This is a genomic window from Corallococcus sp. CA047B (genome assembly GCF_003612065.1).
Classification (GTDB): Bacteria; Myxococcota; Myxococcia; order Myxococcales; family Myxococcaceae; genus Corallococcus; species Corallococcus praedator.
The window spans coordinates 1-433 of the sequence record NZ_RAWD01000735.1 but is presented as its reverse complement, the minus strand read 5'-3'; the positions used below and the strand labels follow the sequence as shown (position 1 = coordinate 433).

At 70.7% G+C, this 433-nt stretch carries 1 pseudogene; it reads left to right on the top strand.

The features are described from left to right. A pseudogene (locus tag D7X74_RS42425) lies at positions 1 to 205 on the top strand (hypothetical protein); the annotation flags it as partial. Positions 206 to 433 lie beyond the last annotated feature (228 nt).

Below are 433 nucleotides of genomic sequence, written 5' to 3'. Positions count from 1 at the left end.
CGAGGGTGACGAGGTGGATGCGGCGGAGGTGCTGGCGCTGGACGCTCGCGAGTCCGACCTGCGCGGGCGCGGAGAGGCGGATGTGCCCGCTCGCGAGTCCGGTGACGAGGAGGAACGTGGCGATGCGCCGGGACGGGCCCGCTGGCCGCTGGTGCTGCTGCTCGTCGCCCTGGTGGCGGACTTCTACGTCACCCGGCGGGTGTGACGGCACCGCGACAGGGCTGTCAGGCGCCGGGGTTTCCGTCACGAAGATCCGGCTCCCTGTCGTGAGGGGCCCGGGTGACTCCTCCTGGGAGCTGCCCTGTCGGTACCCATGGCATGCCGCGTGCTCATGGCGCCGGTCCATGACGTCTCGGAGGCCGGGCCGGGAGTGCGGTGCAGGAGTCTCTCGTGAAGGTCCGCGTGCTTCGATGGAGTCTGTTGTTGGGAATGC